Origin of the sequence: Streptomyces spiramyceticus, assembly GCF_028807635.1 — a bacterium.
Classification (GTDB): Bacteria; Actinomycetota; Actinomycetes; order Streptomycetales; family Streptomycetaceae; genus Streptomyces; species Streptomyces spiramyceticus.
The window spans coordinates 631,707-655,317 of record NZ_JARBAX010000002.1 but is presented as its reverse complement, the minus strand read 5'-3'; the positions used below and the strand labels follow the sequence as shown (position 1 = coordinate 655,317).

Below are 23,611 nucleotides of genomic sequence, written 5' to 3'. Positions count from 1 at the left end.
ACACCGAAGCAGTATGGATGGAGATGGAGGGTCGAGGGCGGAAAACGACTGCTACCAGGGCGAGTTGGTGAACCGTCTGGCTGTCGCGTGACATATCGGACCGTAGGCGCCCTGGATGCCGTCGACTCACCGTGCGCCGGCCCCGCGTCCTAGCTCAGCTCGAACCAACGGCTACCGCGGGCGGGCTGACTGCGTTGAGCCGAACCGCTCGTCGAGCGCGGTGAAGAACTCGCGCAACATGTCTGGCGCGCTATCGCTCATGAGTTCATGACCTCCGAACCTGAAGACCTCGTAACCGCGCAGTCGCAAGGCTCGGTCCTCCGCCATCATCTCGCCGTACAGCTGGGGCGAGGGCCTTCTATCGTCATCGGGGCCGACCGAGTAGTGCTGGACTCCGTCCACCTCAAGGACGACGCGTGCACCACTCGGCAGCATGAGCAGAAAGTCCATGCGTTCACGGTTGAGACGGTCCGGCTTGTTGAGCGCTCGGCGCTGCCTGCGGGTAAGCGGGTCGTAGTGCAGGTACACCTGCGGGAGGAGTGCGGGCAGATTCCCGCCGTCTTCCTTGACGTAGCGCTCGCAGTAGGTACGGAATAGCAACTCCTCCGGCGGGCTCCCCAGGGAAGCCAACAACCTACGGAAGAGGTGTTGCTGTACCTCGACGTCCGTCGCTGAGTCGAGATTTTGCTCCTGCCGCCACCAGAAGGTCAGCTCACCCCACGTCAGACCAGCGCGAGTGAGCGCGCGGTTGTAGACGAGGCAGGTATCGGCGTTGGACACGACCTCGATGGTGTTGCTGATGGCATCGCGAAGGATGATCTCAGGCTTGTAGCTGGTGGACGCGAAGATGACGTTCTTCATCTCGCCGTCCACTCCCCGGAAGCCCAGAGTGTCCGACGCTGAGTCCTCCAACTCCTCCAACTTGGCGAGCACCGGAGTGAAGAGCTCGTTGATGTACCCGCGACGCAGCGCCCACGAGCCACCATGTGTCATGCCTTGAGCGCTCCAGTATCCGTGCCACCCGTCGAAGTCGTTGAACGGCGGATCGAAGGGGACATCGAGGCGACGCAAGACGGCCTTGAGCGCGCGGATGGCCAGTGCACTGGCTTCGTCTGTGAGCTTCTTCTGACTCTGGTCAGTGCCGTAGGCCGTCAGCTCCGACTTCACGAGCCGCGCGAGCGCGTACCCCGCCTCCAGGTCGCTGTGATCCTCCAGCTCACCCTGACGCAACTGCTGGGCGAGCTTCGAGTCGAACTCGTCGTGCATGTTCCAGTTGTCGTCCGGTATCTGGATGAAGAAGTCGCTCGGCTTCATAGGAGAAGCGTATGGCGATGCAATTCGGCCGCGGGGATGGTTCACGTCAACCGCCCGCTGCCTGCGGGAGCGGCTGTCGTTGAGGGCGTGGTGCATCACAGTTGGCTGCGGGCGTCGTCGGTGACGGCGGCCAGGCGTCCGAGGTCCTCGCCTTCCGCAGCCAGCTCGTACTTGACGCCGGCAGCCCGAAGCAGTGACCGCCAGAGCGTCTGCGGTGAATCCACTGATGCTGCTGTACAGGCCGAGTGTGTTCTTGCCCTTGCGTTCGACGTTGGTCTTGAAGACATCCAGCTCCCGGCGGCCGACAGCGTCCTTCCACCATTTCGCCTCCAAGACGTAGTGGTCGGTGTCGAAGGAGAATGCGCCATCGATCTGCTCGTGCTACAGCTACAGCACTCCCTTCATCACGATGGACGGGGCGACTACACGGCTGCGTGCGCTACGAGGGCAGGGCACCAACGTGCCGGAGATCGGGCCGATCCTCAGTAGGTTGCCCTGCGGCTGCGCCGCCCGCTGCGGGCAATCGAGGCGTTCGCAGACGCCGCAGCAGGAGCGAGGAGCAGACCTCACCGCTGAGGAACACTGAGACCCTCTGCCAGCACCTGCCCGGCGGGGGCCTCAGTGACCATCACGTGTCACGTCGCTGTCACCAACACCGTCGACGCACCTGGACCACAAAGGCCCCACCAGCGTGAACGGCGTCGATCTGGACCACGTGGACGCTAGTAGACGGTTCCGCCTACCTGTGCCAGGTCGTACCCAGCGAGGGGCCCAGGATCAGGACGGGGGCGTCCTCAGGACCGTCGAAACGGTACTGCAGGGGCTGCGGGGGCTTCGTGTCAGTCTCTTGGCTCACTCGCTCCAGATTAGCGACGGGCGAGCGGCCGTCCATAAGGGGGGCGTCGCCAGGGGGTCACGGGGTGGCGGTGGAGACGACGTAGACGAAGGGGCGGGCCGGGTCGGTGCGGTCGACGGTGATGTCGACGGTGGGCTGCGGGGCCTTCTGCCTGACCGTGGTTCCTGCCCAGTCGCGGCTGGGGTCGAAGGTCCAGCCGGCGATCTCGGCGTCCCGTTTGCCGATGGTGATGCGGTCGTCCTTGAGGGCGGCGCGGTTGATCCCGAGGTCATTCAGGAACCAGTCGAAGTCCGCCGGTATCGTGCGGAACTGGACGTAAAAGCGGCTGGTCTTCCAGTTGTTCGTCTCGTAGAACGCGACGTCCTTGCCCGCGTTCGGGATCGGCACGTCGTAGATACGGCGATGCATCCTGGAGGGGAATCCCTCGGTGAGACCGGTGGCGGAGGCCACCTTCGCCTTGTCGCGGCCGCTGTCGCGGCTCTGCTCGGCGGAGATCAGCAGATAGCCCGCCGGAATGCCGATGAGCAGCACGATGGTGATCGCCGTCAGCCAGCGGCGCGCGATCATGTGGCGGCGGTTCTCGGCGGGTCCGGGGTTGCCGCCCTCGTCGGGGGACGTGGACTGGCGGGGCACGTGCGGGGTCATTACTGGGGTCCCTGGGTCGTGGTGCGGATGGCCTGGGCGTAGCGCTCGTAGCGTTCGTAGCGCTCCACGCGGCGGCGGTTGGCGCGGCGGAAGCGGCGCGCGACGAGGCGGGCGAGGTCGGCGGCGCCGACCATGCCGGCCTCGGGGCCGAGCTGGGCCTTGGCGATACGGGCCTCGGGGCGGTAGCCGCGGCCGGTGAGGTGGCGCTTGAAGGCGTCGCGGGCCGGGCCGATGAGGAGGTCGTCGGCGGCGCTGACGCCACCGCCGATGACGAAGCAGGAGGGGTCGAGCGCGGCGGCGAGGTTGGCGATGCCGACGCCGAGCCACTGGCCGATGTCCTGGAGCAGCTCGACGCACATCGCGTCGCCCTCGCGGGCGAGCTCGGTGATCAGTGGTCCGGTGATCTCGTGGATGTTGCCGCCGACGCGCTCGATGAGGCTGTACGCGACCGGGGAGTCGGCGGCGGCGAGCTCGCGGGCCTCGCGGACGAGCGCGTTGCCGGAGCTGTACTGCTCCCAGCAGCCGCGGTTTCCGCACGGGCAGCGGTGGCCGCCGGGCACGACCTGCATATGGCCGAATTCGCCGGCGACGCCGTACTTGCCGCGCTTGACCTGGCCGTCTTCGAGGATCGCGCCGCCGATGCCGGTGCCCAGCGTGATCATGACGAGGTGGTCCTCGCCGCGTCCCGCGCCGAAGCGCCACTCCGCCCAGGCGGCGGTGTTGGCGTCGTTGTCGACCAGGACTGGGACGGCGAGACGCGCCGAGATGGCGTCGCGCAGGGGTTCGTTGCGCCAGGCCAGGTGGGGGGCGAAGAGCACCGTGGAGCGGTCGGCGTCGACCCAGCCCGCGGCGCCGATGCCCACCGCGTGGACGTCGTGGCGGTCGGAGAGGTCCAGTACCAGCTCGACGATGGTGTCCTCGACGACCTTGGCGCTCTTGGACTTGTCCGGTGTCTCGGTGCGGACCTTCTCCAGGATGACGCCGTCGGCGTCGACGACACCGGCCATCACCTTCGTACCGCCGATGTCGATCCCGACGGTCGGCACCCGGGGCGCGCTGAGGTGCGAGCGCCGCTCACGGGTCCCGACAGTGCGCAGGACAGTGGCGCGGGCGGAGCCGCGGTGCGCGAAGTCTCGGTACGTGCTCATGTCCCCTGCGGGGTCGTGGGCCGGTGGCGGTCAGGAAGCCGATTCTGCCACCCGGTGGGGCGGGGTGCGGGACGGCCGCGGTCGGCAGGCCGCCCCAGCCCCCTGAGGACCGGGGGTCCTCAGGGGGTCACTCGTGGCCGCCGAGGCGGGTCGGGGCGGGGGCCCGTTCCAGTTCGTGGCTGAGCTCCTCCAGCTCGCTGCCGCCCGCCATCTGGCGGGTGAGCTCGTCGAGGGTGATCCCGTCCCGGGTGTGGCTGCCGGACATCGCGCCGCGCTTGAGGAGTACGAAACGGTCGCCGACGAGGTACGCGTGGTGCGGGTTGTGGGTGATGAGGACAACACCGAGGCCCGCGTCACGCGCCGCGGCGACGTACTTCAGGACGACGCCCGACTGCTTGACGCCGAGGGCGGCGGTCGGCTCGTCGAGCACCAGTACCTTCGCCCCGAAATAGACGGCACGCGCGATGGCCACGCACTGGCGTTCGCCGCCCGAGAGCGTGCCGATGGGCTGGTCGACGTCGCGCAGGTCGATGCCCATGCGCAGCAGCTCGGAGCGAGTGGTCTCGCGCATCAGGTCGACGTCGAGGCGCTTGAAGGGGCCCGCGCCCTTCGTCGGCTCGGAGCCGAGGAAGAAGTTCCGCCAGACCGGCATCAGGGGTACGACGGCGAGGTCCTGGTAGACGGTGGCGATGCCCCGGTCCAGTGCGTCGCGCGGGTTGGCGAGCCTGGTCTCCCCGCCGTCGATCAGGAACGTGCCGGCGTCGTGCTGGTGCAGACCGGAGATGATCTTGATGAGAGTGGACTTGCCCGCGCCGTTGTCGCCCAGTACGCAGCTGATCTCGCCCGCGTGGACTTCGAGGGAGACGCCTTCCAGGGCCTTGATGCTGCCGTAGAACTTGCTGACGTCGTCGAGCTCTACGAGGGCTGTCACTTTGTCGCCTCCGCGCGCTTGCGTACCCATGCGTTGAGCAGGGTGGCCAGAAGGAGCATCGCTCCGAGGAAGAACTTGAACCAGTCCGGGTCCCACTCCGCGTACACGATGCCCTTGCTGGTCATGCCGAAGATGAAGGCACCGACCGCGGAGCCGATCGCCGAGCCGTAGCCGCCGGTGATCAGGCAGCCGCCGATGACGGCCGCGATGATGTAGATCAGCTCGCTGCCGACGCCCTCGCCCGACTGCACGACGTCGAACGAGAAGAGCAGGTGCTGGCCGGATACCCAGGCGGCGAAGCCGACGCCCATGTAGAGCCCGATCCTGGTCTTGTTGACCGGGACGCCGACCGCGCGGGCCGCGTCGGCCTCACCGCCGACCGCGAAGATCCAGTTGCCCGCGCGGGTGCGCAGCAGGATCCAGGTCGCGATCCCCACCAGCGCCACCCACCACAGGATGGTGACCTTGAGGTTGACGCCGCCGATGGTGACCTGAGAGGCGAAGACCTTCCTCGCGGACTCGAAGCCCTCCATGTCGCCGATGGTCTTGGTCGACACGGTGCCGCTGATCATCTTGGTGAGGCCGAGGTTCAGGCCGGTCAGCATCAGGAACGTACCGAGCGTGATGATGAAGCTCGGGAGCTTGGTGCGGGTCAGCATGAAGCCGTTGAAGACCCCGATGGCGAGCGTGACCAGCAGCGACACCAGGACGCCGACCCAGACGTTGGCGGTCATCTGGTAGCTGAACATCGAGGAGACCAGCGCGGAGCTGGTCACCAGGACACCGGCCGACAGGTCGAACTCGCCGCCGATCATCAGCAGCGCCACCGGTACGGCCATGATGCCGATCGTCGACGCGGCGTACAGGACCGTGCCGAAACTGGACGCCCGCAGGAAGCTGTCCGCCGCGACCGCGAAGAAGAGGAAGACGGCGACGGCGCCGACCACCGCCCCGAGCTCGGGCCGGCGGAGCACCTTGCGCAGCGGCGACGTCTTGAGCAGCCGCTCGTCGTCGGCCGTCTTGCGGCCGGGTGTCGGCGCCTGTGCTGGTGCGGTCGCGGTCATCGGGTCCCCCGCTTCGTGTATTCCTCCAGCTCGGCGGCGTCCTGCTTGGTGATGATCTGGGGCCCTGTGAGGACCGGCTTGCCGCCGCCGAGCACATCGGCGTTGTACTTGTGGAGCCACAGCAGGTCGACGGCCTCGTACCCCTGGAGGTACGGCTGCTGGTCGACGGCGAAGCCGAGCGCGTCGGCCTGGAGCGCGCTCGCCACCTTCGCGTTGAGGTCGAAGGTGTCGATCTCGGCCTTGCTGGCGGCCTGCTCCTTCGCCTTGACCGCGGCGTCCGCGAAGGGGGCGCCGAGCGTCACGACGGCGTCGATGTCCTTGGCGGACTGGAGCTTCGCCTCGATCGACGCCTGTACGTCGGGCATGTTCGTACCGTCGACGTAGAGGTTCTGCATCTCGCCGTCGAAGGTCTTCCTGGCTCCGGCGCAGCGCTGTTCGTGGCCGACGTTGCCCTGTTCGTGCAGGACGCACAGGGCGTTCTTCCGGCCGCGCTTGTCGAGCTCGTCGCCGACGGCCTCACCGGCGATCGTCTCGTCCTGCCCGATGTGGGTGAGCGCGCCGAATTTCTTCGACTCGGCCGAGCCCGAGTTGACGGTGATCACCGGGATACCGGCCTTGGTCGCCCTGGCCACGGCCGCCTTCATCGCGTCCGGCTTGGCGAGCGTGACGATCAGCCCGTCGACCTTCTTGTCGATGTACGAGTCGACCAGCTGCGCCTGCTGCTGGCCCTCGTCGCTGTGGGCGTACAGGAACTTGATGTTGTCCTTGGCCGCGGCCTGCTCGGCGCCGCTCTGCACGATGTCCCAGAAGGTGTCGCCGTCGCCCGAGTGGGTCACCATGCCGATGGTCCAGCGGGGCGTGTTGACCGCGGATCCGCCCTGGGCCGCGGCCTGCTCGGCCCGCTCTTCGGCGCGCTTGCCGCCCGTACTGCTGCAGCCCGCGAGGGAAGCCCCGAGGACCGCCGCCAGCACCGCGCCGACGGCGCGTACCCCTGTCCGAACCCTTGCCACGACGCCGTGCCCTTCTTGCCGTACTCCCCGGTGCGGCCGGGGATCATTCAGAGCGCCCCCGGCCGACCAAGTATCGGTTACCGCTGTTCGCGCGCTTTTCATCGGGTACCGCGGGCCGTGTACTTCTCCAGCGCCGGTACGTCCTTGTCCGTGACCAGCGCCGGTCCGGTCAGGACGGGCTTTCCGCCGCCGAGGACGTTCCCGTTGGTCGCGTAGAGCCACAGCTCGTCGATGGCGAGGTAGCCCTGGAGGTACGGCTGCTGGTCGACGGCGAAGCCGATCTCCTTGGCCTTGAGCTGCTTGACCACTTCGGCGTTGAGGTCGAAGGTGTTGACCTCCGCCGAACTGCCCGCCCCCTGCTTGGCCTTGACGGTGGCGGCCGCGAAGGGGGCGCCGAGGGTGACTACGGTGTCGATGTCCTTGCCGCTCTCCAGCTTCGCCTCGATGGACGAGGTCGAAGCGGGCATGTTGGTGCCTTCGATATTGAGGTTCTCGACCGACCCGCTGAAGGTCTTCTTCACACCCGCGCAGCGCGCTTCGAGCGAGACATTGCCCTGCTCGTGGATGACGCAGAGCGCCTTCTTCTTGCCTCGCTTGTTGAGTTCCTCGCCGACGGCCTCGCCGGCGACGGACTCTTCCTGGCCGATGTGGCTGAGCGCGCCCGCCGCCTCGGAGTGCTCGCCGCCCGAGTTGATCGTGACGACGGGTATGCCCGCCGCGACGGCCTTCTCGACTGCGGCTCTGACCGCTTCGGGCTTGGCGAGGGTCACCACGATCCCGTCGACCTTCTTGGCGACGTAGGAGTCGATGAGCTGCGCCTGTTCCTTGCCTTCCTTGTTGGCGGCGTACAGGAACTCGACGTTGTCCTTGGACGCGGCCTGTTTGGCGCCGCTCTGGACGATGTCCCAGAAGGTGTCGCCCTCGCCGGAGTGGGTCACCATGGCGATCTTCAGGCGCTTGGTGCTGACGCCCTTGCCGCCACCGGCGCCGTCGTCGCCGGTGTCCTCTTCCGAGTCCTTGCCGCCCGAGCCGCTGCATCCGGCGAGTGCGAGTGCGCAGACGGCGAGGAGGGCTGCTGCCTTACGGGCCTTGCGGTGGGTACGCATCGTGGGTTCCGCCTTGTCTCCCGGCCGCCCCGTTGCGGCTGGGGGGAGTTCTAGCGGCGTACGCGCGGCCCCGTCAAGACTTTGTCCGAACATTCTTACGCGGGATGGTGCTCACGGCCTGACGAGCAGCTGGAATTCGAAGGCGTACCGCGAGGCCCGGTAGATGTGCGAGCCGAACTCGACCGCCCGCCCCGTGTCGTCGAACGTCGTCCGCTGCATCGTCAGCAGCGGCGCCCCCTCCGCCTCCCCCAGCTGCCGCGCCTCGTCCGCCCCGGCCGCACGCGCCCCGACCGTCTGGCGGGCGCTGTGCAGCGTGATGCCCGCGGAGCGCATCATCCGGTACAGGCCGGTGGCTTCCAGGTGCTCGGTGTCGAGCGCGAGCAGTCCGGCGGGCAGGTGGTTGACCAGCCGTGCCATGGGCTCGTTGTGCGCGAGACGCAGCCGTTCTATGAGGTGTACGTCGCTGCCCTCCGGCACGCCGAGCGCCGCCGCGACCTCGGCCGTGGCCGGTTCGACGGCGTTCCGCAAGACCTTGGTCGCGGGCCGCTGACCTGCGGCTTCGAGGTCGTCGTACAGGCTGCTCAGTTCGAGGGGGCGCTTGACCTGGCTGTGTACGACCTGGGTGCCGACGCCTCGGCGGCGGACCAGCAGGCCCTTGTCGACGAGCGACTGGATGGCCTGGCGGACGGTGGGGCGGGACAGGCCGAGGCGGCCCGCCAGCTCGATCTCGTTGCCGAGGAGACTTCCGGGGGCGAGCCGGCCCTTCTCGATTGCCGCCTCCAGCTGCTGCGACAGCTGGAAGTAGAGCGGGACCGGACTGTTCCGGTCGACGCCGAGCTGCAGGGAGACGGTGGGGTCAGCCGCGTGTTTTGACACGCCAGTGAGCGTAGCCCCAGGTAATGACCACTGGAAGTCCTGTAGTCCGATTGTCAGGACAAACGCTTGACAGGGTGGCGGGCATCGCGCGACTTTGGGCCCATGCGCATCGGACTCATCGGCACGGGTCGTATTGGTTCCTTCCACGCCGGCGTACTCAGCCGCCATCGCGAAGTGGGTGCTCTGCTTGTCACCGACACGGATGCGGCGCGGGCCGTCGCGGTCGCCGACCGGCTCGGCGTAACGGCCGCTCCGTCGGTCGACGAGATCTTCGCGTGGGGCGTCGACGCCGTGGTCATCGCCTCCGCCACCTCCGCCCACGCGGACCTGATCGGCCGGGCGGCGCGCGCCGGTCTCCCGACCTTCTGCGAGAAGCCGATCGCACTGGACCTGCCGGGAACGCTGGGCGCGCTGCGGGAGGTCGACGCGGCGGGGAATGTACTCCAGCTCGGCTTCATGCGCCGCTTCGACGCCGGTTACACGACGGCGCGCGAGCTCGTACGGTCCGGCAGCCTCGGCAGGCTGCACACCGTCCGGGCGATCACCTCCGACCCCGCGCCGCCGCCCGCCGCGTACCTGCCGCTGTCCGGCGGCCTCTACCGGGACTGCCTGGTCCACGACTTCGACATTCTGCGGTGGGTGACGGGCCGCGAGGTCGTCGAGGTGTACGCGGTGGGGTCCGACGGGGGGCCCGACATGTTCCGCGACGCGGGCGACGTGAGCACGGCGGCCGCGATCCTCACCCTCGACGACGGCACGCTCGCCACCGCCACGGCGACGCGCTGCAACGGGGCCGGTTACGACGTACGGATGGAGCTGGCGGGCGAGCTCGACCAGGTGTCCGTCGGTCTCGACGACCGCACACCGATCACCTCGACGGAGCCGAAGGGGGCGCCGGCCGCCGAGAACCCGTGGCCGGGGTTCCTGGAGCGGTTCGCCCCGGCGTACGAGGCGGAACTGGATGCCTTCGTCCGGGTCGCGCTGGGCGAACTCCCCAACCCGTGCGACGGCAGGGAGGCGCTGCACGCGCTGCGGATCGCGGAGGCGTGCGAACTGTCGCGCCGGGAACGGCGGCCAGTGCGGATGGAGGAGATTCCCGCTTCATGACGTCGACGGTGACGGAGACGGTGCGGACGGACGACGGGGTGCGGCTGTGGGCGACGCGGTCGGGCTGGGCCGATGCCGATCCGCTCGTCCTGTGCCATGGCGGACCCGGCCTCTGGGACACCCTGGAGGACGTGGCCGAGCTGTTCGCGGGGCGGGCGGCGGTGTACCGGTGGGACCAGCGCGGGTGCGGACGTTCCGAGCGGCGCGGGCCGTACTCGGTGGCCTGGTCGGTGGCCGATCTCGATGCGGTACGCCGCCATTTCGGGCTGGAATCGATGACACTGCTGGGCCACTCCTGGGGTGCCAGGCTCGCCCTGCACTACGCCCTCGCGCACCCGGAGCGGGTGACCCGGCTGGTCTATGTGTCCGGCACCGGAATAGACGCGGAAGCCGACTGGCACCCGCAGTACGCCCGCAAACTGCGCGCCGCGCTCGGTGAAGGCCTGCCGCGCTGGGAGGCGCTGAGGGCGCGGGCGTCGCGTACGGAGGCGGAGGAACGCGAGATGTGCGTGCTCCAGTGGTCGGCGGACTTCGCGGGCCCCGACCGCGAGCGGGCGCGCGCCCTGGCCGAACGGATGGCCACGCCGTGGCGGGGCGTCAACTTCGAATGCAATGCGGCCGTCAACGCGGAGCTGCGGAGCCACAACGCGCATCAACTGCGCGCTGCATGCGGGGTGTTGAGAGTCCCGGTGGTGATAGTGGACGGCGCGCAGGACATACGGCCGAGGGAGGCGGTGGACTCCCTGGAGCGGGCGTTGCGCAACGTACGGCGGGTGAGGCTGGAGGGCGCGGGCCATATGCCGTGGGCGGAGGACCCGGAGGGGTTTGCGGGGGCAGTCGCGGCGTAGGGCGCGTGGGGTGGATGCGGGTTGCCTGCGGCGCGTTCCCCTACCCTTCCCCAAGCTCTCAACTTCGTTCGAGCAGGGGAGACCCCACTCTTCCCGGCTGTGACATGTGCGGCTGCCGCCGCCCGGGGGGCAAGCCCCCAGCCCCCTGGCGTTTTCAGCCCCTTGGGGTCCCCCCGACGAAATCTGGGGGAGTTTGAGGAGCGGGGCCCGGGACGGAGCCCCCACGCGGCGGCAGCCGCACATGTCACAGCGGGAAGGGGCGGGTAGGGGAAAAGCGCCGCAGGCAACCCGCGCCACACCCCCACCCGCACGCTAGATCCGCCGGAAGCGATCCGCCGACGCCATCACCGCTACGCCCACGACCGCCAGCACGATGTTCGTGTAGAGCTCACGCCCCTTGAGGAAATCGAGGGAATCCAGGATCCGCACGAAGCCGAAGAACTGCGGCAACCACCCCGTCACCTCATGCACCACCCCGGACACGCCGGCCACGAACAGCACGAACCCCACCACTTCGAGAATCTTCTTCATACGGCGATCGTGGCGCGGCCCCCCACGCCCCCGCGTCGGTCGTCGGGCTGCACCGCAGCGCCGAAAGTCTGAACCTCCCCGACTTTGGTCGTTTCCTTCGGCTGCGGGCCCGCCGCACCGCTTCCGCCTGCGTAGTTTTGTCGACATGACCGATCAGGAGTACCGCTGGCTGCTGCCATCGGCAATGGCCGACCCCGACCTTCCGGGCGATCGCGGGGGCGGACGGCGTCGACGTACCGCGCGGGACTGGATCGTCGACATCGCGGCGTTCCTCTTCGCCGCCGGCATCGGACTCCTCGCGGCCGACACCGCCGCCAACGTCGGCAACCCCGATGTTGTCGTCTTCCTCGACCAGCTGGCCGGCGCGGCGGCCTGCTGCGCGCTCTGGGTGCGGCGGCGCTGGCCGGTGGGGCTCGCGGTCGCCCTGGTCGTCGTATCGACCATGGCACCCGTCGCCGGCGGAGCCATGATCGTCGCGCTGTTCAGCCTGACGGTGCACCGGCCCTTCAAGACGGTCGCCGTCGTCGCCTCAGCCTCCCTCGCCGGCGCACTCGTCCAGGCGGCCCTGCGCCCCGACCCGACCACCTCCTTCCGGGCCTCCGCCATCGCCTCGCTCGTGATCGTCCTGCTGGTCGTCGGCTGGGGCATGTTCGTACGCTCGCGCCGCCAGCTCGTCGTGTCGCTGCGCGAACGCGCCCGCCGCGCCGAGACGGAGGCCGACCTCCGTGCCGAACAGGCGCAGCGGCTGGCCCGCGAGGCCATCGCGCGCGAGATGCACGATGTACTCGCCCACCGGCTGACGCTGCTCAGCGTGCACGCGGGCGCGCTGGAGTTCCGGCCCGACGCGCCCCCGGCCGAGGTCGCCCGCGCCGCCGGAGTGATCCGCGACAGCGCGCACGAGGCGCTCCAGGACCTGCGCGACGTCATCGGCGTACTCCGCGCACCTGCCCCGGTCGACGGCTCCGGCGACGACAACCGACCGCAGCCCACGCTCGCCACACTCGACGCCCTCGTCGCCGAGTCCCGCGAAGCCGGCATGAAGGTCACCCTCGACCACCGCATCGACCGGCCCGCAGCCGTGCCCGCCGCCACCGGACGCAACGCCTACCGCATCGCCCAGGAGGGCCTGACCAACGCCCGTAAACACGCGCCCGGCGCCGAAGTCACCGTGACGGTCACCGGCGCACCGGGCGACGGACTCACCATCGAGGTACGCAATCCCGCACCCGGGCGCGAAGTCCCGGCCGTCCCCGGATCCGGCCAGGGCCTCATCGGCCTGACCGAGCGTGCCACGCTCGCCGGCGGCCGCTTCGAACACGGATTCACTCCCGGCGGCGGATTCCGCGTCAGCGCCTGGCTACCGTGGGCGCCATGACCATCAGGCTGCTCATCGTCGACGACGACCCGCTCGTACGCGCCGGACTCACCTTCATGCTCGGCGGGGCCGACGGCATCGAGATCGTAGGGGAGGCGGCCGACGGCTCCGAGGCCGCGGCGGCAACCGACCTGCACCGGCCCGACGTGGTCCTGATGGACATCCGGATGCCCGTCATGGACGGCCTCACCGCGACCGAGGAACTGCGCCGCAGGCCCGACGCCCCCGAGGTCATCGTCCTCACCACCTTCCACGCCGACGAACAGGTTCTGCGCGCACTGCGCGTGGGCGCCGCCGGTTTCGTACTCAAGGACACCCCGCCCGCCGAGATCGTCGCCGCGGTACGCCGCGTCGCGGCCGGCGACCCGGTCCTCTCCCCTGCCGTGACCCAGCAGCTCATCACCCATGTCGCGGGCTCCGGCGCCCCCGACGACCGCAGGACTCGCGCGGCCCGGCGGCTGTCCGGGCTCGCCGAACGAGAACGGGAGGTCGCGGTCGCCGTCGGGCACGGTCGGTCCAACGCAGAGATCGCCGCCGCGCTGTACATGAGCGTGGCGACGGTCAAGACGCATGTGTCACGCGTGCTGGCCAAGCTGGGGCTCAACAACCGTGTTCAGATCGCCCTGTTGGTGCATGACGCGGGCCTCGTCGAGGGAGCCGGCGACGTGGGCTGACGCGGGGCGATCACTTTCGCGGGCGGGACGGTGCTTACGACCGCGGTGCGGTAGGCGCAGCGGGGGTGCGGGTTGCCTACCGTTGCGTCGCAGCCCGCCGGCCCCACGTCGTGCCGGCCAGCACCAGGATTCCGCCCAGCAGCCCCACCACCCCCAGCCGTTCGCCGCCGATCGCGATGCCTGCCGCCGCCGCCCACAGCGGTTCCGTGCCCAGCAGCAGGCTGACTCGGGACGGGGACGTGCGGCGTACCGCCCACATCTGCACGAAGAAGGCGAACAGCGTGCAGAAGACGGAGAGGAAGACCAGGCCCGCCCATTCGCGCGGCCCGAAGCCGGCCGCGACCGTCCAAGGGGCCGGGCCCGTCCCGGGGGTCGCCGCCAGGAGCGCGAACACCGCGACAGCGCCGGCCAGTTGGACGGTGGTGAGGGAGAGCGCGTCCGCGTTCTGTACGGCCTTGATCCTCGCCATCGCGAGCACATGCACCGTACGGGCCAGCGCCGCCAGCAGCATCAGCAGATCGCCGAGCGACGGGGTCGTGAAGCCGCCGCCCTGGGTCAGCAGCACCACACCGGCGACCGAGAGAGCCGCCGCGCCCATGAAGGCGCGGGGCGGCCTGACCCTCGTCACCGCCGCCTCGGCCAGCGGGGTGAAGATCATGGTGAGGCTGATGATGAGGCCCGCGTTCGTCGCCGACGTGTGTACGACGCCGTACGTCTCCAGCAGGAAGATCCCGCTGAGTACGAGTCCGAGCGCCCCCGCGCCCCGCCACTGCGCGGTGCTCAGCGCGCGCAGCTTGCGCCATCCGGCGGCCGCCAGCACCGGCAGCACGATGCCGAAGCGCAGCACCAGGACGGCTACGACGGTCTGCGTCGTCGTGATGCCCTTGGCTGCCAGATAGCTCGCGCCCCAGACGACCGCCACCAGCAGTACGGGCAGGTCGGTGAGCCAGGCTGCGCGGCTCGGCGACGGCGGCGTGACGGTGGCGGGTACGGCGGTCTGTGTTGCGGCGGCCACTGGCGCGGTCTCCCCCGGGACGGGTGGTGTGGAGACGTCGGCGGCTCGCACGCGGAGCGATCACCGTACCCGCGCGGGCCTCACTGGTCGAGCAGGAAACTGCCGTACTCCGGCCTCCCGGTGGGCCGGTAGGTCTGGATCGTCACGCCGGATTCCGTGGTGCTGGAGTCGGTGAGTGCGAAAGAGGTCGGCCGGGAGCCCTCCTCGAACAGCCGCTGTCCCGCGCCCAGTACGACCGGGAAGAACAGAAGATTGCACTCGTCGATGAGGTCCTCCGTCATGAGGGACCTGGCGAGCGTGCCACTGCCGTGGATCTGGAGCTCGCGGCCGGGCTGCTGCTTGAGCCGTGCGATCTCGCCCGCCACGTCGCTCCCGACGACCGTGGAGTTGTTCCATTCGGCCTTGTCCAGGGTCGTGGACACGACGTATTTCGGGAGGTTGTTGAGGCGGCTCGCGATCGGGTCGTTCTCGTCGGTGACCTGCGGCCAGAAGGCCGCGAAGATGTCGTACGTACGACGGCCGAGGAGGAAGGCGTCGGCGCGGTCGAAGACCTTCTCCATGAAACGGCCCATGCCTTCGTCGGCGAAGGGGACCAGCCAGCCGCCCTGCTCGAAGCCGCCGCTGGTGTCCTCGGTGGGGCCGCCCGGGGCCTGCATGACGCCGTCGAGTGTGAGAAACGTGGTGAGCGTGATCTTCATGTCCTGCGCCCTTCTCCGGTTCGTATGTCCGTATGTCCGTATGGACTCAATGAATGTCACCAGCTCTGACTCCACGCTCCCACGGAACTCATCGCCGCGTCCGTTTGCCGCCAGCGGAGGGCCCCTCGCGCCGGTTTCCTTGAATCCGTAACCACTTACGGAATGTGAGGAACCTCGATGTCTTCAATGACCGGCAGGACGGCCGCCCTGGTGACCGGCGGCAGCCGCGGCATGGGCGCGGCGATCGCGCTGCGGCTCGCGCAGGACGGTGCTGATGTGGCGATCACGTACGTACGGGGCGAGGAGGCCGCCCACGACGTCGTGCAGAAGATCGAGGCCGCCGGCCGGCGCGGCATCGCGCTGCGCGCCGACGCGGCGGACGCCGCGGCGGTCACCGGCGCCGTGGACCGGGCCGCCGCCGAGCTCGGGCGGCTCGACATCCTGGTCAACAATGCGGGTGTCGGCGTTCTCGGCCCGATCGAGAGCCTCACGCTCGCGGACATCGACCGGGTCCTGCAGGTGAATGTACGGGCGGCCTTCCTGGCCTCGCAGGCAGCGGCCGCGAAGATGGAGCGCGGCGGCCGGATCGTCACGATCGGCAGCTGCATGGCCGCGCGCGTGCCGGGCCCGGGCGGGACGCTCTACGCGACCAGCAAGGCCGCGCTGTCGGGCCTGACCAAGGCGCTGGCGAGGGAGCTGGGCGGTCGTGGCATCACCGCGAACCTTGTCCACCCGGGTCCGGTCGACACGGACATGAACCCGGCCGACGGCCCGTACGCCGAGCCGCAGAGCGCCATGACGGCCCTGGGCCGGTTCGGCAGCGCGGACGAAGTGGCCTCGCTGGTCGCCTACTTGGCGAGCCAGGAGGCGTCGTACATGACGGGGTCCGAGGTCCTCGTCGACGGCGGCCACGCCGCATAACGGCGATGGGTGGTGCCCACCGTGTGAGCGCCACCCATCAACCGGCTCAAGCGATCCGCGTCAGCCGCCCAGCTCCTGGTGGCGTGCCGCCAGCCGGGACGCGCCCGCCTCCGTCAGCGAGCCGAAGAGGCGCAGGCGCGATATGCCGCCGTCCGGGAAGATGTCGATACGGACGTGGGTCGCGGCCGGTGCCGAGGCGAGCACGAAGCGGTGGTTCGTGTCGGGCTGGAGCCGGGTGCGCGGCAGGATCTGTACCCACTCGCCCTCTTCGCCGTCCTTGACGGAAAGGGCCGCCCAGCCCGCCGAGTTGCCCTTGAGGTACGCCGTGTCGATCTCGACCGCGCGTATCTCGGACTGCTCGACCAGCTGGTAGCGGATCCAGTCGTTGCCCTTGTCCCGGCGCCGACGGGTCTCCCAGCCGTCGTCCATCTTGCGGGAGCGGCCCGGCTGGATGGTGTTGGTGGCCGGGGAGTAGAAGCGGTCGGAGGCGTCCTCGACCTGGCCGCCGTTCTCCAGGGCGACGAGGTCGAACGTACCGAGGGTGGCCAGCCACGCCGGGTCGGGCACGACTTCGCCGTACACGCGCAGGCGGGCGATGCCGCCGTCCGGGTGCTGGTTGACCCGCAGGTGCGTGAAGCGCTGCTCGACGTCGACGGCGAAGCCGTTGGCCGCGTGGCCGCCGACTGCCGTACGGGGTACGAGCGTTGTCCACTTCACATCGCCGGAGAGGAGGTCCTCGGGCGACGGCGAGCCCGGCACCGAGGTGGCCTCGACAGAGACGGCCTGCGGGTAGTTGCCGCGGAAGTGGGCGGTGTCGATGACGATTCCGCGTACGACACCGGGGGCGCCGAGGCGCACGAGCGCCCAGTCGTGGTCCTCGGCCGTCGGGTGCGGCTGCTCGGCGCCGACGCCGCGGCGGCGGCGGGTCTCCCAGCCGTCCATGATCTTGCCCTTGTGCCCGAAGTGCTCGGGGTCGAACTCCGCCGGCTCGGGCCGCAGCATGTTCTCGCGCTCGGCGAAGAACTCGTCGTTGGCGGCGATCACGCACTTCGCCGAGCCGCCGGTCGGCGAGGTCGGCGAAGTGCGTGAAGTCGAAGTCGGCGGTGCGGTAGTCGGCGTACGGGTCGCCGCCGCCGTAGGGGTTCGCGTCACCGGTGAAAGACGGGGTCGACACGGTCAGTTGTTCCTTTCGAGCAGCCGGCCTGTCGGCTCGGCGAGGGTGCCGTTGTCGGCGATGCGTACGCCGCGCAGCCACGTCGACCTGACGACGCCGTGCAGGGTCTTGCCCGCGTACGCCGTCACCTGGTTGCGGTGGTGCAGCTCCGCGGGGTCGACGGTGAAGGTCTCGTCAGGGGCGAGCACCGCGAAGTCGGCGTCACGGCCGGCCTCGATGGCGCCCTTCTGGGCGAGGCCCGCGAGTTCGGCGGGTGCGGCGGCCATCCAGCGGACGACGTCCTCCAGGGAGCGTCCGCGGCGCCTCGCCTCGGTCCAGATCGCCGGGAGGCCCAGCTGGAGGGAGGAGATGCCGCCCCAGGCGGAGGCGAAGTCGGGGGTCTTGAGGTCGGTGGTGCAGGGCGAGTGGTCGGAGACGATGCAGTCGATCGTGCCGTCGGCGAGGCCGTCCCACAGCGCGTCCTGGTTCTCGGCCTCGCGGATCGGCGGGCAGCACTTGAACTCGGTTGCCCCGTCCGGGACTTCCTCGGCCGTGAGGGTGAGGAAGTGGGGGCAGGACTCGACCGTGATGCGTACGCCGTCGCGCTTGGCAGCGGCGATGAGCGGCAGCGCGTCCGAGGACGACAGGTGCAGCACGTGGACGCGGGCGCCGAGGCGCTTGGCGTGCGCGATGAGGCCCTCGATCGCGGTGTTCTCGGCGTCCCGGGGCCGGGAGGCGAGGAAGTCGGCGTACGCAGGACCGCTCTTCTGCGGGGCCGCCTCCAGGTGGTGCGGATCCTCGGCGTGCACGATCAGCTGCCCGCCGAAGCCGGCGATCTCGGCCATCGAGCGGGCGAGCTGCTCCTGGTCGAGCTCGGGGAATTCCTCGACGCCGGAGGGCGAGAGGAAGCACTTGAAGCCGAAGACCCCGGCGTCGTACAGCGGCCGCAGGTCCTTGACATTGGAGGGGATCGCGCCGCCCCAGAAGCCGACGTCGATGTGCGCCTTGCTGCGCGCCACGTCCTGCTTGGTGCGCAGGTGGTCGACGGTGGTGGTCGGCGGCAGGGAGTTCAGCGGCATGTCGAGCAGCGTGGTGATGCCGCCGGCCGCGGCCGCGCGGGTAGCGGTCCAGAAGCCCTCCCACTCGGTGCGGCCGGGGTCGTTCACGTGGACGTGGGTGTCGACGAGGCCGGGGAGCAGGGCGTCGTCCCCGAAGTCCTCCAGCAGGGCTCCGGTCGGCACCTCGGCGTCGTACGGCAGCACGGCCGTGATCTTCCCGTCGGCGACGGTCACCGATGCGGCGCGCGCCCCCTCGGGGGTGATGACGCGCGTCGAGCGCAGTACGAGGTCCACGTCGGGCACCCTGTCCCTCACTTCCGTTATGACGTTACGCAGGACGTACGAAGAAATTCAACGAACTGTTGAAGGAGTCTTCACTCCGGGGTCCACTCCGTCAAGACCACCACGTACGCCTCCGACCTGCACGGGGATCACTTAGAGGTTTCCATGAAGTGGAAGTAGGATTTCGACAAGCAGAAGGTAGCTATGCACAAAGGCCGCGCCCGTAGATCGTCGGAAGTGACGGGCGACACAGGGACAAACGCCCTCTGACCGGGGAGGACGGCTTGACGAGAACCCTGTACCCGGCGCAGCCGCCGGGTAGGCTGCTGCCTTGCCCTCCCGCCGCGAAAGGACCGTTGACGTGCCGTCGTCCAACGCCACCACCGACGCTTCCAAGCCCGCTGCCGCCGCCGGTGGTGTTCAGTCCCTGGAGCGCGCCTTCGACCTGCTGGAGCGGATGGCCGACGCGGGCGGCGAGGTAGGCCTCAGCGAGCTCTCCGCCAGCAGCGGGCTGCCGCTGCCCACGATCCACCGCCTGATGCGCACCCTGGTCGCCTGCGGCTACGTACGCCAGCAGACGAACCGCCGCTACTCGCTGGGCCCGCGCCTGATCCGCCTCGGCGAGAGCGCGTCCCGGCTGCTCGGCACCTGGGCCCGCCCGTATCTCGCGCGCCTGGTCGAGGAGACCGGGGAGACCGCGAACATGGCGCTCCTCGACGGCGACGAGATCGTGTACGTGGCGCAGGTGCCCTCGAAGCACTCGATGCGGATGTTCACCGAGGTCGGGCGCCGCGTCCTCCCGCACTCCACGGGCGTCGGCAAGGCCCTCCTCGCGCACACCGAGCCGGACGAGGTGCGCGCACTGCTCGCCCGTACGGGCATGCCTGCCGCCACCGAGAAGACGATCACCACGCCGGAGGGCTTCCTGGAGGCCCTGGAGCACGTCCGCCGCGTCGGTTACGCAGTGGACGACAGCGAGCAGGAGGTCGGCGTCCGCTGCCTGGCGGTGTCGGTCCCCGACTCCCCCACGGCCGCCGCCATTTCGATCTCGGGCCCGGCGGGCCGCGTGACGGAGGCGGCGACGGACCGGATCGTCCCGATACTCCAGGAGGTCGCCAAGGACCTCTCGGTGGTGCTCACCAACAACGGCAACGGCAACAACGGCCAGGGCTGAAACAGCGGCGAGCGCCGATCATGCGGCCGCGTCGCGGGCGGCCGGCAGGCGGCCGTCCGCCATCGTCACCGTGACGTCCATACGCTCCAGGTGCGCACGGTCGTGGGTGACCAGCACCGTCGCCGTCCCGCGCTCGCGCGTGAGCCCGACCAGCAGGTCGAGTATCGCGGCGCCGCGTTCATGGTCGAGTGCGCTGGTCGGCTCGTCGACCAGGAGCACGGCGGGCTCGTTCATCAGCGCGCGGGCGATGTTCACCCGCTGACGCTGGCCGCCCGACAGCTCGTGCGGGCGGCGGTCCGCCTTGTCGGCGAGACCCACCGCATCGAGCAACTGCCGTGCCCGGTCCCGCACTTGACGGGGCGGACGGCCGGACAGGTGGGCCATCACCTGGAGCTGCTCGGCCGAAGTGAGCGACGGCAGCAGATTCGGCTGCTGGAAGACGATGCCGATGCGTTCGCGCCGGAGCTCCGCCTTCTCGGCCCGGCTCAGGGCGCCCGTGTCCGTACCGTCGACGACGACCCGTCCACGGTCCGGCGAGACGAGAGTCGCCGCGACCGCGAGCAGGCTGGACTTGCCGGAGCCCGACGGGCCGACCACCGCCGTGAGCGAGCCCGCGGGAACATCGAGGCAGACGCCGTCGAGCGCGGTCAGGCGGGCGTCACCGTCGGGGTAGGTGAGGGTCACATCCGCGAGGGACAGGGTCATCGGGCGCTCCCGAGTGCGATGAGGGGGTCGACGGCCGTGATGCGCCGGATGGACAGGGCCGCCCCGACGAGGCCGAGGGCGACTATGACGACGGCGGGGACGAGCAGCGTCGCCGGTTCGAGTACGAAGGGGACCGTGCCGTCGACCAGGCCGCCGATCAGGGTCGCGAGTGCCGTGCCGAGGACCGTACCGGCGCAGAGCATCAGGACGGCCTGGCCGAGCGCGTCGCGCAGCAGGTAGGGGGTGGAGGCGCCGAGCGCCTTCAGTACGGCGATGTCGCCGCTGCGCTGGATCGTCCAGACGGTGAAGAACGCGCCGACGACGAGCGCCGAGATGACGAAGAGGAAGCCGCGCATCAGCTGGAGCGAACCGTTCTCCGCCTGGTAGGAGGCGAGAGCGGTCAGCGAGCCGTCGAGGGTGCGGGTCTCGGTGCCCGCCGCCTTGTCGCCCGCCGCGAGATCAGCGCCTGCGCCCGTCGTCAGGGCGACGACGGTTGCCTGCTCCTCCATGGTGGTGCCGCTGTGGCCGAGCCGCTGCCAGTCGTCGAGCGACGTCCACACCACCGGCGCGTGGCTGTACGAGTCCTCCCCCGCGACCGCTGCGACCGTCTCCTCCACGCTGCCGATCCGCACCTTGTCACCGGCCCGGACGCCCAGCTCCTCCGCCGCCTGCGCGGACACGACGACGCTCCCGGATCCGAAGTCCCTGGTCGGCGCGAGACCCGAGGCGGGCTCGACACCGAACGCCGCGACGGCCGCCGTCCGGTCCCCGGCGCCGGCGTCGGCCATCCGGATGCCGAGCGGCTGGGCGCCGGTGATGCCGGGCTGTCGCGCCCACTTCTGCCAGACGCTCTCCGTCACCGAGGAATTGGTGAACGACACCTTCTGGCCCTCGGGCGGCGCGGCGAAGGCCAGCCGGTCGACGGGCAGCGAGGTGATGGCCGAGGTGTTGTCCCTGGCCAGCCCGGCCGTGAGGCCCGACAGCAACCCGACGAGCAGCGTGATCAGCACCACGACCGTGCCCATGAGCGCGAACCGGCCCCTGGCGAACCGGAGATCTCTCCATGCGACGAACATGGCCCCAAGCCTGGTCGCGCTCGCCCGCGAAAACATCGCGCCACGGATCGCCCGGACATCAAACTTTCGATTGACGAGGCGGCAGCGCCCGCCACTTACGCTGGACGGGCCATGGACCCTCGCCCCTCCCGCCCTCCCCGCGCCCTCACTCCCGTGCTGCGCGCCCTGCGCCTGTGCCTGCACGCGCTGCTCGCCGGGCTGCTCGCACTCGCCGCCGTCAAGGCCGTGGCGGGCGGCGGCTCCCCGCACCCGTACGCCGTGGTCGCGGCAGCGCTCGCGATGGCCGCCGTGTACGGCGCCGGGGCACTGAGCCCCGCCGTGCGCCGGTCTCCGCGGGTGGCCGCCCTGTGGCTCGGCGCGCTCGGGATCGCCTGGCTGGTGCTGCTCGCCCTCTCCCCCGACGGCCTGTGGGCGGCGTTCCCCCTGTACTTCCTCCAGCTGCATCTGCTGCCGATGCGCTGGGGCCTGCCCGCGGTCGCCGCTACGGCGGCCGCGGCGATCACCGGCTTCGTCCTGCACGGGCAGGCCGTCACACCCGGCGGCTTCATCGGGCCTCTCCTCGGCGCGGCCGTCGCCGTCGCGACGGTCCTCGGCTATCAGGCGCTGTACCGCGAGAGCGAGCGCCGCCGCGAGCTCATCGACGAGCTGATCGCGACGCGTGCGGAGCTCGCCGACGCCGAGCGGACGGCGGGGACGCTGGCCGAGCGCGAGCGCCTGGCCCGCGAGATCCACGACACGCTGGCCCAGGGCCTGTCCAGCATCCAACTGCTGCTGCGCGCCGCCGAGCGGACGCTGCCCGACGGCGATCCGGCCGCGGTCCATGTGCGCCGGGCGCGGGAGGCGGCGCAGGACAATCTCGCCGAGGCGCGGCGTTTCGTACGTGCGCTGACCCCGCCCGATCTGGAGCGCGGCTCGCTGGCGGCGGCCCTGGAGCGGCTGTGCGCGGCGGCGCCGGGGCCCGACGTGCAGTTCGGGGTGAGCGGTACGCCGGTGGAGCTGCCCACTCCGTACGAGGTGGCGCTGCTGCGCATCGCCCAGTCCGCGCTCGCCAACACGGTGCGGCACGCGGACGCCGGCCGGGCCGAGATCACCCTCAGTTTCATGGACACCTCGGTGGCGCTGGACGTCGTCGACGACGGTTCGGGCTTCGACCCGGTGGCGCCGAGCCCCGGAGCGGGCGGCGGTTTCGGGCTGCCCGCGATGCGCTCGCGGGCGCGCTCGCTCGGCGGCACGCTGAGCGTCGAGTCGGCGCCGGGCCAGGGCACGGCCGTCGCGATCACGCTGCCCCTTCCGGCCGGAGACGCCGTATGAGTGCCCCGGGATCGCCCGTACGGCTGCTGCTCGCCGACGACCATCCCGTCGTACGGGCGGGCCTGCGCGCCGTGCTCGACACCGAGCGGGACTTCCTCGTGGTGGCGGAGGCGGCGACGGCGGAGCGGGCGGTGGAGCTTGCGGCGCTGGACGACTTCGACGTCGTACTGATGGACCTCCAGTTCGGGCCCGGCAGAATGCACGGTTCGGAGGCCACCGCCGCCATCACCGCACGGCCGGGCTCGCCCCGGGTGCTCGTCCTCACGACGTACGACACGGACGCCGACATCCTGGCGGCGGTGGAGGCGGGCGCGAGCGGCTACCTGCTGAAGGACGCGCCGCCGGAGGAGCTGGCGAGCGCGGTGCGTACGGCGGCGGCCGGGCAGTCGGCGCTCGCTCCGGCCGTGGCGCACCGGCTGATGGACCGGATGCGGACGCCTGCGGAGGCGCTGACGCGACGGGAGCTGGAGGTGCTTCAGCTGGTCGGGGACGGCCTGTCGAACCTGCAGATCAGCAAGGCGCTCTTCCTCAGCCAGGCGACCGTCAAGTCCCATCTGGTGCACATCTACGCCAAGTTGGGCGTCGACTCGCGTACGTCCGCGGTGGCCGCGGCGACGGCGCGCAGGCTGATCCGCCGCTGACGGGACGTCGATCGACGACGTGCGCAATTTCGTCAACGAATACTTCGAGATCAACGCCGACGAAGCCATCGGACTGAAGCGATAGGACTCGG

23 protein-coding genes and 2 pseudogenes are annotated in these 23,611 nt (G+C 70.2%); 8 read left to right on the top strand and 17 right to left on the bottom strand.

The genetic code is table 11. The features are described from left to right. Window positions 1-171 precede the first annotated feature (171 nt). From PXH83_RS26485 to PXH83_RS26445, 10 genes and pseudogenes are all read right to left on the bottom strand, one after another. Window positions 172-1,314, bottom strand: coding sequence for a hypothetical protein (locus PXH83_RS26485; protein ID WP_274563697.1), 1,143 nt, complete (start codon window positions 1,312-1,314; stop codon window positions 172-174). Window positions 1,315-1,409: 95 nt separating this feature from the next. Continuing rightward, complete coding sequence (locus tag PXH83_RS26480; RefSeq protein WP_274563695.1) at window positions 1,410-1,538, bottom strand: hypothetical protein; 129 nt, start codon at window positions 1,536-1,538, stop codon at window positions 1,410-1,412. Window positions 1,539-1,566: 28 nt separating this feature from the next. Then, window positions 1,567-1,647: pseudogene (locus tag PXH83_RS32590) on the bottom strand (hypothetical protein); the annotation flags it as partial. A gap of 580 nt (window positions 1,648-2,227) precedes the next feature. Continuing rightward, window positions 2,228-2,815, bottom strand: a complete 588-nt coding sequence (locus tag PXH83_RS26475; protein WP_274563692.1) for a hypothetical protein — start codon at window positions 2,813-2,815, stop codon at window positions 2,228-2,230. Then, window positions 2,815-3,963, bottom strand: a complete 1,149-nt coding sequence (locus PXH83_RS26470) for an ROK family glucokinase (RefSeq protein WP_214925549.1) — start codon at window positions 3,961-3,963, stop codon at window positions 2,815-2,817. The genes PXH83_RS26475 and PXH83_RS26470 overlap by 1 nt, the downstream gene beginning before the upstream one ends. 127 nt (window positions 3,964-4,090) lie before the next feature. Beyond that, complete coding sequence (locus PXH83_RS26465; protein ID WP_274563691.1) at window positions 4,091-4,924, bottom strand: ATP-binding cassette domain-containing protein; 834 nt, start codon at window positions 4,922-4,924, stop codon at window positions 4,091-4,093. Beyond that, on the bottom strand, window positions 4,891-5,958 hold the full coding sequence (locus PXH83_RS26460; protein ID WP_274563689.1) for an ABC transporter permease: 1,068 nt from the start codon (window positions 5,956-5,958) through the stop codon (window positions 4,891-4,893). Before PXH83_RS26460 ends, PXH83_RS26465 begins: the two co-directional genes overlap by 34 nt. Continuing rightward, complete coding sequence (locus tag PXH83_RS26455; protein WP_274563687.1) at window positions 5,955-6,968, bottom strand: sugar ABC transporter substrate-binding protein; 1,014 nt, start codon at window positions 6,966-6,968, stop codon at window positions 5,955-5,957. Before PXH83_RS26455 ends, PXH83_RS26460 begins: the two co-directional genes overlap by 4 nt. 98 nt (window positions 6,969-7,066) lie before the next feature. Further along, window positions 7,067-8,074, bottom strand: coding sequence for a sugar ABC transporter substrate-binding protein (locus PXH83_RS26450; RefSeq protein WP_274563685.1), 1,008 nt, complete (start codon window positions 8,072-8,074; stop codon window positions 7,067-7,069). Window positions 8,075-8,185: 111 nt separating this feature from the next. After that, window positions 8,186-8,950 carry a GntR family transcriptional regulator gene (locus PXH83_RS26445; RefSeq protein WP_274563683.1) on the bottom strand — a complete coding sequence of 255 codons (765 nt, stop codon included), beginning with the start codon at window positions 8,948-8,950 and terminating at the stop codon, window positions 8,186-8,188. Between the two features lie 102 nt (window positions 8,951-9,052). Between PXH83_RS26445 and PXH83_RS26440 the strand changes: the two genes are divergently transcribed. Both PXH83_RS26440 and PXH83_RS26435 read left to right on the top strand, forming a co-directional pair. Next, window positions 9,053-10,057, top strand: coding sequence for a Gfo/Idh/MocA family protein (locus PXH83_RS26440; protein ID WP_274563682.1), 1,005 nt, complete (start codon window positions 9,053-9,055; stop codon window positions 10,055-10,057). Continuing rightward, window positions 10,054-10,905 (top strand): alpha/beta fold hydrolase, encoded by an 852-nt coding sequence (locus tag PXH83_RS26435; RefSeq protein ID WP_274563680.1) that lies wholly within the window; start codon window positions 10,054-10,056, stop codon window positions 10,903-10,905. The genes PXH83_RS26440 and PXH83_RS26435 overlap by 4 nt, the downstream gene beginning before the upstream one ends. A 312-nt stretch (window positions 10,906-11,217) precedes the next feature. On the opposite strand, the gene PXH83_RS26430 is transcribed toward PXH83_RS26435, so the two are convergent. Beyond that, window positions 11,218-11,436 carry a hypothetical protein gene (locus PXH83_RS26430; RefSeq protein WP_274563678.1) on the bottom strand — a complete coding sequence of 73 codons (219 nt, stop codon included), beginning with the start codon at window positions 11,434-11,436 and terminating at the stop codon, window positions 11,218-11,220. A 145-nt stretch (window positions 11,437-11,581) separates the two neighbouring features. On the opposite strand from PXH83_RS26430, the gene PXH83_RS26425 reads away from it, so the two are divergent. Together PXH83_RS26425 and PXH83_RS26420 are read left to right on the top strand one after the other, a co-directional pair. Beyond that, entirely contained in the window at window positions 11,582-12,811 is a 1,230-nt protein-coding gene (locus tag PXH83_RS26425; protein ID WP_274563676.1) for a sensor histidine kinase, read from the top strand. After that, entirely contained in the window at window positions 12,808-13,485 is a 678-nt protein-coding gene (locus tag PXH83_RS26420) for a response regulator (protein WP_274563675.1), read from the top strand. The genes PXH83_RS26425 and PXH83_RS26420 overlap by 4 nt, the downstream gene beginning before the upstream one ends. Before the next feature lie 76 nt (window positions 13,486-13,561). Here the strand turns inward: PXH83_RS26420 and PXH83_RS26415 are convergent, their stop codons facing one another. Together PXH83_RS26415 and PXH83_RS26410 are read right to left on the bottom strand one after the other, a co-directional pair. Further along, window positions 13,562-14,500, bottom strand: a complete 939-nt coding sequence (locus tag PXH83_RS26415) for a DMT family transporter (protein ID WP_274563674.1) — start codon at window positions 14,498-14,500, stop codon at window positions 13,562-13,564. Window positions 14,501-14,580: 80 nt separating this feature from the next. Next, window positions 14,581-15,198, bottom strand: a complete 618-nt coding sequence (locus tag PXH83_RS26410; RefSeq protein ID WP_274563672.1) for a dihydrofolate reductase family protein — start codon at window positions 15,196-15,198, stop codon at window positions 14,581-14,583. A gap of 186 nt (window positions 15,199-15,384) precedes the next feature. Here PXH83_RS26410 and PXH83_RS26405 point away from each other — a divergent pair, with 186 nt between their 5' ends. After that, window positions 15,385-16,119 (top strand): SDR family NAD(P)-dependent oxidoreductase, encoded by a 735-nt coding sequence (locus PXH83_RS26405; RefSeq protein ID WP_274565176.1) that lies wholly within the window; start codon window positions 15,385-15,387, stop codon window positions 16,117-16,119. A 60-nt stretch (window positions 16,120-16,179) separates the two neighbouring features. Here PXH83_RS26405 and alc read toward each other — a convergent pair. Together alc and allB are read right to left on the bottom strand one after the other, a co-directional pair. Further along, window positions 16,180-17,299 (bottom strand): annotated as a pseudogene (gene alc / locus PXH83_RS26400) (allantoicase). Next, a complete protein-coding gene (gene allB, locus PXH83_RS26395) occupies window positions 17,296-18,645 on the bottom strand; it encodes an allantoinase AllB (protein WP_274563671.1) in 1,350 nt (449 codons plus the stop codon). Before allB ends, alc begins: the two are co-directional and overlap by 4 nt. A 328-nt stretch (window positions 18,646-18,973) precedes the next feature. Between allB and PXH83_RS26390 the strand changes: the two genes are divergently transcribed. Then, a complete protein-coding gene (locus PXH83_RS26390; RefSeq protein WP_274563670.1) occupies window positions 18,974-19,786 on the top strand; it encodes an IclR family transcriptional regulator in 813 nt (270 codons plus the stop codon). A gap of 18 nt (window positions 19,787-19,804) precedes the next feature. Here PXH83_RS26390 and PXH83_RS26385 read toward each other — a convergent pair whose 3' ends face one another. Both PXH83_RS26385 and PXH83_RS26380 read right to left on the bottom strand, forming a co-directional pair. Then, window positions 19,805-20,491, bottom strand: a complete 687-nt coding sequence (locus PXH83_RS26385; protein ID WP_274563668.1) for an ABC transporter ATP-binding protein — start codon at window positions 20,489-20,491, stop codon at window positions 19,805-19,807. Further along, a complete protein-coding gene (locus PXH83_RS26380; protein WP_274563667.1) occupies window positions 20,488-21,567 on the bottom strand; it encodes an ABC transporter permease in 1,080 nt (359 codons plus the stop codon). The genes PXH83_RS26385 and PXH83_RS26380 overlap by 4 nt, the downstream gene beginning before the upstream one ends. A gap of 111 nt (window positions 21,568-21,678) precedes the next feature. Between PXH83_RS26380 and PXH83_RS26375 the strand changes: the two genes are divergently transcribed. Together PXH83_RS26375 and PXH83_RS26370 are read left to right on the top strand one after the other, a co-directional pair. Beyond that, the gene (locus PXH83_RS26375; protein ID WP_274563666.1) at window positions 21,679-22,878 is read left to right on the top strand and encodes a sensor histidine kinase; all 1,200 of its coding nucleotides are present in this window, start codon (window positions 21,679-21,681) and stop codon (window positions 22,876-22,878) included. Beyond that, a complete protein-coding gene (locus PXH83_RS26370; RefSeq protein WP_214925601.1) occupies window positions 22,875-23,519 on the top strand; it encodes a response regulator in 645 nt (214 codons plus the stop codon). The genes PXH83_RS26375 and PXH83_RS26370 overlap by 4 nt, the downstream gene beginning before the upstream one ends. Window positions 23,520-23,611 lie beyond the last annotated feature (92 nt).